At 38.7% G+C, this 9009-nt stretch carries 4 protein-coding genes and 1 pseudogene; 1 reads left to right on the top strand and 4 read right to left on the bottom strand.

The annotated features are described in order from the left end of the window. The 4 genes and pseudogenes from IQ237_RS05365 to IQ237_RS05350 all read right to left on the bottom strand — a co-directional run. A pseudogene (locus IQ237_RS05365) lies at positions 1-214 on the bottom strand (photosystem II q(b) protein); the annotation flags it as partial. Between the two features lie 370 nt (positions 215-584). Further along, a complete protein-coding gene (locus IQ237_RS05360) occupies positions 585-3308 on the bottom strand; it encodes a cation-transporting P-type ATPase (protein ID WP_194053088.1) in 2724 nt (907 codons plus the stop codon). A 576-nt stretch (positions 3309-3884) separates the two neighbouring features. Beyond that, positions 3885-5384, bottom strand: a complete 1500-nt coding sequence (locus IQ237_RS05355; RefSeq protein ID WP_194053087.1) for an MBOAT family protein — start codon at positions 5382-5384, stop codon at positions 3885-3887. Positions 5385-5524: 140 nt separating this feature from the next. Continuing rightward, positions 5525-8551 (bottom strand): DUF1574 domain-containing protein, encoded by a 3027-nt coding sequence (locus IQ237_RS05350; protein ID WP_194053086.1) that lies wholly within the window; start codon positions 8549-8551, stop codon positions 5525-5527. A gap of 217 nt (positions 8552-8768) precedes the next feature. Here IQ237_RS05350 and IQ237_RS05345 point away from each other — a divergent pair, with 217 nt between their 5' ends. Continuing rightward, positions 8769-8993: a hypothetical protein gene (locus IQ237_RS05345; protein WP_194053085.1), complete on the top strand. Its 225-nt coding sequence runs from the start codon at positions 8769-8771 to the stop codon at positions 8991-8993. Positions 8994-9009 lie beyond the last annotated feature (16 nt).

Genomic DNA, 9009 nt, shown 5'->3' with positions numbered 1-9009 from the left:
TTAAAGAACCTGCAACTGGTTCACGGATGCCGTCGATGTCAACGGGAGGAGCAGCGATAAATGCGATGATGAAGCAAGTGGTAGCTGCTAACAAGGTGGGGATCATTAATACACCGAACCAGCCGATGTAAAGGCGGTTGTTGGTGCTTGTGATAAATTCACAAAAACGATCCCATACGTTGGCGCTTTGGCGCTGTTGAATGGTTGTGGTCATTTTATGAGTGCGATGTTTTCGTTATTTAAAAACACAGGTAATTTTTTCCTGATGCTATAAACTTAGCATAAGTTTACGAGTTTTGTAACATTGATTATTTTATTAAAATTTATAAAAGTAATAACTTTTACTTATAGTAAAGTTTACAAAACTTTAGATTTCTTTAATTATATTTACAAATATTCCAGATGTTATGGCAGGAGTCAAGAGTAAAATCCTCTTTTAGTGGGAGTTTAATTATCAGTAGAGGTACAAATTGAAAACCAAAACATGGCTTACGCCAAGCTGCGCTATCAAGCAGTAACCGTGTTTAACCTCCTACCTTCTGCCTCCTGCCTCCTGCTGTATGTAGGGCTTGCTAAACTAAAGTTTAAAAATTAGGATCAAAGCGATTTACCAAAGTAGCTACTACAATCATCGGCAACCCAACAACGAAACAGATTAACCATTGATTCAAGTCCAAGGGTGCTGTATAAAAGAGCTTATTCATTACACTCCACTGGCTGAAAATGAATTGCAAAACAATAGTGCTGGCAATTCCTACATACATTGCAGTTTGATCGCCTATTTCCCTTCTATTTCCGCGAATCTTATCAACAATAGCAAGGCCTAATTGAGTAATACTTAATAAGTAGAAAATTCTCCCTACCACTAAAGATTGAATTGCCATTGTTCTAGCAATATCAATATTGCCGGTGGTTTTTAGTATCCATTCAAATACGCCAAAAATTAAAATCCAGTTAAAAATAGAAATGATAAAAATACGTTTGACTAAATGAGGAGAAAGCAATTTTTCATTGGGGTTACGTGGTGGTTTTTGCATTACCTGTTCAGACTTTGGCTCAAAGGCTAAAGGTACTGTCATAGCAATGGAATTTACCATATTTAACCACAGAACTTGTAAAGATAAAATTGGTAAAGCTCTAGCTAATAAAACACTAATTAAAATCGTCATAGATTCACCTCCATTCACAGGAAGAATAAAGGCGATCGCTTTCAACAAATTTTGATAAACTGTTCTTCCTTCTTCCACCGCAGCTTCGATAGATGCAAAGTTATCATCTGTCAAAATCATATCTGCGGCTTCTTTGGCAACTTCCGTACCTGCCCCACCCATTGCAATACCAATATCCGCTTGTTTCAGTGCTGGTGCATCATTCACACCATCCCCTGTCATGGCGACTATTTCACCTTTAGATTGTAGTGCTTCCACAATCCTTAATTTCTGTTCTGGTGCTACACGGGCAAATACTACCCCATCTTCTATAGCTGTGGCCAATTCTGGTTTTTCCATTTTCGCCAGTTCTGCACCTGTAAAAGCCCTAACTTCCTGATGATGATTAAAACCCATTCTGGATGCGATCGCTGCCGCAGTCACAGCATGATCACCTGTAATCATTTTCACTTGAATACCAGCTTGTTGACAGGCTTGTACTGCTTTGATAGCCTCTTGACGGGGTGGATCGATCATCCCCTGTAAACCCAAGAAAATCAAATCATTGTCTATATCTGCGTGATCCAATGAGTCTTGATTTTCAGATACAGATTTTTTCGCAAAAGCTAACACCCGTAAACCCTGATGCGCCATTGTATCAACTTGCTGATGTACAGTATCGGCATCAATAGGGGTAAGTTGTCCAGAAGAATTTAACATCTGTTGACAACGCTTGATAACTGCTTCTACTGAACCCTTAACGTAAATAATTCGTTCTTGGTTTTCAATTTCATGCAGAGTTGCCATGTACTGAAACTCTGACTCAAAGGGAATGACATCCACCCTAGATATTGTTGCTTGTAAACTTTCGTGGGTTAACTCGATTTTATTAGCAACGGTTATTAATGCGCCCTCGGTAGGATCGCCAACTACTTGCCATAGCCCATTTTTAGTTTCCAAATGAGAATCATTGCACAACAACCCAGCTTTTAAACATTCTGCCAGAGGAGGAAAATCGTTGACATCTACAGAATTTTCATTGAGTAAAATTTCCCCATCTGGTGCATAACCTGTACCCGTGACTGCATACTCCTGATCCCCTGCATAGATGGTTTGTACTGTCATCTGGTTTTCAGTCAAAGTACCAGTTTTGTCAGAACAGATAACCGTAGCACCCCCCAAAGTTTCCACTGCGGGCAACTTGCGAACAATGGCGTGTCGTCGTGCCATGCGGGAAACACCAATAGCTAAGGTGATGGTAACTACAGCAGGTAATCCTTCGGGAATGGCACTGACTGCAAAAGCCACCGCAGCTTCAAACATTTCTACCCAGGTGTTACCGTATCCTAATCCCACTGCAAAGGTGAGGGATGCTATGCCTAAAATGATGTAAAGTAAGGTGCGGCTAAATTTCTCAAACTTCCGGGTTAAAGGGGTTTTGAGGATGTCTCCCTGTTCCATTAATTGAGAAATACGCCCGGTTTCTGTGGCTGTACCTATGGCAACTACAACACCTTTACCAGTGCCAAAAGTGACAAAACTACCAGCATAAGCCATGTTAGTCCGTTCTGCTAGAACTGCATCTACTTGTACTGTTTGGGTATCTTTTTCTACAGCAACAGATTCCCCTGTTAATCCTGATTCATTAATTTGTAAATTGCGTGTTTGTACAAGTCTTAAATCTGCTGGTACTTTATCACCTGATGTTAATAATACGATGTCACCTGGGATCAGTTCAGTAGAAGCTACTTGAAGTTTATTACCATTACGAATAATAGTGCTGTTAGTTTTGACAGAGGAAGCTAAGGCAGCGATCGCACTTTCCGCTTTTGATTCTTGCACAAAACCAATAATGGCATTAATTAAAGTTACGCCCCAAATTACCCCAGCATTTACCCATTGTCCCAAAAATGCTTTAACTGCACCGGCGATTAATAAAATATAAAGTAGCGGTTGATGAAATTGCAGTAAAAATCGTAATAAAGCACTTTTTCCGCGTTTGGCTTTGAGTTCGTTAGCACCAAAACTTTCTTGGCGTTTGGCTACTTCAGCATTAGTTAAACCTGTTTCGATATTACTGTTTAAATAACGAGTTACTTCTTTTACAGGTAAATTGTGCCATTGATGTTCTGTTAATTGATTTGTATTTATAGTTGTCATAATTATTTTCCTATGTTGCTTGATTTTGAACTTACAGCAGAATATGGCTTACGCCACGCTACGCTATCAGGAGTCAGGAATTAGGAGTCACGAGTAAAACTGCTTTTGTGTATAGGTTTCAATTTAGATTCTGTACCTCATTGGTCTGCAATCTGCTGTAAATGTACAAAAAATCTCTCTCAAGAATGATATTCTCAGCAAATATGTTTGGTTCAAGTGACACTATAGATAGATATAATCTCAAACATTGTCATTTAAGTAGAACGGCGGGAAAAAACCAAAGTATGTAAAGAAAAGTAAATTAACCTCAAAACCTCTTCCCCCTTGCCTTTTGCCTCTTGCTTTTTGCCTTGTCATAACGACAATTTTTAACGCCTACCTACTTAGTTCTGAAAAAATATATTTGGTTTTGATTAAAGTTTAATTTATAAATTCCTTTTTATTGAGATTTTAAGAATATATTTATAAATAGATTTTTATTTTAATTAGGGTTTGCTGAAAAAGTCTGTTTGTGGGGGTTAAGTAAGATCCCTACCCCACAATAATTAATTGGATATTTTTTTTATTTGGAAGTCCCTAAAAATCAAAGTAAATATAAGGTAAACTGCCTTCAGGAGCTAGTAACCAAACTGCATAGAAACATAAAGGTACAAAAACAAGTTTTATCGGCCAACTAAACTCTAATTTCATGCCTCGTTTAAAGCCATAAGCTATACTCATCACAACAGCGATCAAAACCAATGACCATGTTAGTTGGTGAGGAGTGCTGTTTAAGGCTTCGACATAGACTTTTTCAATAAACTGTGCATCCGCACTATGACCCCAAAGGTTTTGTATAACTAAAGCAGAATCTTGGATGTTGGGGAGACGAAACCAGATCCAAGAGGTGAAAACCATCAACTGAGTTAACAACCAAGCGAAAATTATACCGACAGGGTTGTGCCAAAATAGGTAAAGAATTTTTGAGCGATCGCTCATAGCATCTGTGAGACGATGAACAGCTAAGGCCAAACCATGTAACGCACCCCACACCACAAAACCCCACGCAGAACCATGCCAAATACCCGCTACTATCATCACAATGAATAAATTTAAGCAGGTACGCATCAACCCCTGACGAGAACCACCCAACGGAAAGTATAGATAGTTACGTAACCAGTCACCCAAAGTTATATGCCAACGTCGCCAAAAATCGGCAATGCTGGTACTGAAGTAAGGAAAATCAAAATTTTCTGGTAAAACTAAACCAAAAAGTAAAGCAGTACCACGGGCAATATCTACATAACCGTTAAAATCTAAATATAATTGTAAACCATAAGCCACAGTAGCTAACCACAAATCTGTGCTACCTGCTCTTGGTAAATTACCAAAACATAAATCTACAAAAATTCCTAGATTATCAGCGAGAATGCCTTTTTTAACCGCACCTCTAGCAATTAACCATAAAGCTTCTGATAAGCTATCAACATTAGGCAATTTTAGAGTATTGAGTTGAACTGCTAAGTTATGGTAACGGGTAATTGGTCCAGAAATTAATTTAGCAAAAAATAATTTATAGGCAGCAAATTTCAAAAATTGTTCAGTAGCCGGCGCTCCACGATAAACATCTATTAAATAAGCAATACACTCAAATGTAAAAAAGGAAATTCCCAAGGGTGTAACTAATTTAAATGGGGCATCTGGAGAATTTATATTTATCTCAAATATCCATTTAAATATGATAGGTAGATATTTAAAACCTAATAACAAACCAACATTTAAAATAATTCCGAACCATAAAATTTTGAGACGGTTAAGATTCCAGTCAGATTGAGCAATTTGCCACTCTTCATTAGAAAGTTGCCAGTCTTGGAAATGTTTACCTGGTGAAGTATTTTTACCTATTTCCAAGCCTATACGAAAGTTCAGAAAAGTCAGTACCAACAGTAGAGGCAGGTATTGAATATTCCAAGATGAGTAGAATACAATACTAGCTATCAGTATTGTCCATAATCTTAATTTTTGTTCGCTTACAGTCCAGTAAATACCAAGAATACTCAGCAAAAACAGCGCGTAAAAAGGTGATATAAATTTCATTTTTTAGTTATTAGTTATTAGTTATTAGTTATTAGTCATTAGTCATTAGTCATTAGTCATTAGTTATTAGTCATTGGTTATTAGTAATTAGTTACCAGTCCCCTGTCACCAATCACCAATCACCAGTCCTCAGTTCGCATTTATTTAAAACTCCAGGGTATCATCGGATCAATAGCCAACCTTTTAGATACTTCATAAGCTCCGTAGCGGTTGAGATGACTGGGGTCAGAAAAGTAGTCATGTGCTTTGAGCCAGATTTTGCTTAAATCGCGGTAGATAAAATTGCTATTAGTAGTGGAAACATCTAACATATATTTTTGAAATTCTTGTTCATATTTTAACCGCACTGAGTCTAAATAATCTCCTGTTAATGGCATATTTACAAATACTAATGATATTTGTTTATCCTTGGTAAACTCTATCATTGATTTTAAGGACTCGTCTTGCTCACCTGCTAATTGAAAATCTTTGTAGTCATTGTCGTAAGCTCCAGCTACTCTGGGATGGTTTTGATAATATGTAGCAGGATTAAAACGAATAGATAAGGGCAAGAAGCCATCAAAATCAACGGCTGCTTGGGAATTTTGCTCTTGTGTATAGCTGGTCAATTCGGTTTTTGAGTTGACTTGCTGAGAGTTATTAATAACTGGTAAATAGTTAAGTTGTTGTTGCAATAAAGCTTTGATTTGCCCCCGATTTTCATAGCTGGCAGATATACCAACTAAAGCTTGATTTAAAAAATTATTAGCCACTTGATAACTATTAACATTTAATGGTGTATCTTTAATTGGCTCATCTTTCGCTGCATTTGCTTGTTGGCTGGATGAATTATTGTTAACAGGCTGTGTAGCTCTTTTTAATACCTCTTCATAGCCTTTGGAAGTAGCAATAGCATTAAAAGTGATATCTTTGCGCGCACTATTGAAAGCTCTAGAACCATCTGCCCAAATAATCATTTTTGGTAATTCCGAGGGTTGTAAAACTCGACGAATGATAAATTCTACAACTTGGGCTGTAGCACCATTAATACCAAAATTAAATACGTCAACTTTGGGATAACCCTGAGTGGACAAGGCTTTAGAAAGGGCAACAGGATCAACTCCTCTCAAGGCACGAGAAGAACCAATAATTAGGACATCTGGTGGTTTTCCATCTGTTGCTAGGCGCTGTTTATAAAGTGCTAATTGTTCATCTAATTGCGTAGCATTAAAACTGGGTAAATTTGATCTTGCAGCCAAGAGAATAGCAGTAGTATTGGCTTTTTGTTTTAATGGTGCGGCAGGTAGATTTGTTGATGGAGTATCATCAGCTTGGGTAAAGGCAGAAGCATTAAAAGCAGAATTACCAAACTGAGAAGATGTTGTGTTATTTTTGCTGGTAAAAAATGTTGTTCTTTGACTTTGATTTTTTTCTGATGTTAAAGAGACCTGAGACTGTGAGGATGGAGATGTTAAAACACCAGTAACTTTGGGTGTATTTTGTCCAATCTTAGTAGTAACGTAACCTAACATCCAATCACTTTGGACTACGAGTATTAATCCCAAAGCTACCCAGATGAAACTTCCCCAGAGTCCTTGTTCATGGGGATTTTGCTCAGTTGATTGGTTAGTTGCTGTAAACAGTTGGCTTGCTAAAAGTAAGTTTCTGACTTGTTGATGAGCGGTTTCCAGCCAATTTTGTGCTGCTTCAGTCACCAAAGTTTGAACTTCCTGGGTTGTCAAGTCAGGTCGCAAAATTGACTCTTCGGTTTCATTCGGCAGTAAATCACTGACATATTGAACAGTAGCTGCAAATTCAGGTGTAGCTTCTGGTACTAATCTGTGGCGTTGTCCAAAATCAACCCCGTGATGCCAAACAGGTTCAGTATCACCGGCTCGGCGACCATAAACTCTCACACCAGTAACGCCGACAATACTGAGTTGACGAATAAATTGGGTGACTTTGCTGGCTACTTGCTGGCGTTTGGGACAATTGGGCGCATCACACATAATGTGTAGTAAATCACCCTTACGCAATAATAAAACGCGGATACCGCCTGTTTTTAACCGCCAATCCATATCCTGATTTAACAGACGCTCCAGTAGGAAAATGATCGCTGGTTCATCCCCGGCAGCACCTAATTCTAAGCTGGATGTTGCTAAGGCGGGATGTTGTGCAGCGGGTAAAGATAACCAGTCTACCCAAGCAGGTTGTTTATCTTCTGTTTTTTGTCCGTAGACAGCAGCGGCCAGAATGCCTTGGGGGGCGATTTTTTCTAACTGAGAGATAATTAAAGGTAAACAAACTTCCTTTTCTGGTGCAGGAGAATTTTTTAAAGGATCAACTGCTGGAGTACAAAAGATATGTAAGGTAAATTCTTTTAAAGAAGCTTGAACGGTAACTTGGAAATCTGATAAAACTTCAGTTAACAAACGAGCGATCGCTTGTATATCTCCCCAACGCGCCCATTCTTTGAGCATGGTTTCCGGTGGGGTTAAATCCACCCTTAACCGCCAATCTGGCTCACTTTCACCCCCAACTTGGGAGACAATAACAGCATCTTGATAACCAGCCAGCTTGAGATGTCGCAACTGTTGGGCTACAGGTTCAGCTAATAATGTAGCATCAGGACTATAAGTTGATTGGCAAAATATCCAGAGACGATTACCTGTTTTCTGGGATTTGGCTTTAGACTCGTAGGGTTTGCTTTTAACTTGTACTGCTACACCCAACTTACTCAAATTTTCACTCAGATAACGAGCGATCGCATCGGGGTTGCCTTGACGTGCCAAACTTTCATTAGAGACGATCAGCGCCCCACCAGGTAGTCTGGATTTTTTGGTTTCTAATAAAAGTGCTTGTTCTGCTTGCTCTAGATGTCGATCTAATTGATTTAAATAGACTCTATGACACCATTGAGGACGATGTTCTCCTTTCTTTCGACCATAGACCAATACTTGGTATATTGAGGATTGTTCCTCATTTGTGAGACTATCTAAATCTGTTTGTCCCAGCGCTTGCAACAAGTCATAGAGTGTGTGCCAACGTTTTGGACAGTCTGTACCTTCACAAAGGATATGCAGGTCATTTCCTAGTAACCGAACTTTCACCCCGAAAGTGTTAATTCCTGTTGCTTGGCTTACCCATTGCACTAAGGTTTGCTGACGATCTAGTAATAATGTTTTCATTATGAAGTTAACTTTAACAGGAAGCGAGTATTGGGGGATTTTGCCTGTACTTGTAAACTAGAACCATAGATTTATCATATTTTGCAGTTTTTTTTTAACAATTTTGTTACCATTGGAGCTTGCAAAATCGGCAAAGATAGTCTTACAAGGTTGCACTTCCTCTCAAGATTGAGTTTTGCGTCTATTTTACTCATCTGGCCATCATCAAGAATTAGCAATGTCATCTGTAACCCAACACCCATCACCCACCCCCGGATTAAATTTGCTCTTTTTTAGTATTCCCCAATCTGGTCTCTTACAAATAGCTACAGTATCTATGCTACTGCTACTTGTAGCAGATAAAGCAACTGGTGAAGCACTCAAAGCTATAGGCGAAGCTAGTGAAGAGGTATTTAGAGGCGATCGCCTCCCAATTCTCAACTTTCCAGATCAACAGGAATGATAAGTAGGCAGGAGGC

Origin of the sequence: Sphaerospermopsis sp. LEGE 08334, assembly GCF_015207205.1 — a bacterium.
Taxonomy (GTDB): domain Bacteria; phylum Cyanobacteriota; class Cyanobacteriia; order Cyanobacteriales; family Nostocaceae; genus Sphaerospermopsis.
Note: the sequence above shows the minus strand (reverse complement) of the source record. Positions and strands in the feature narration are given on the sequence as shown.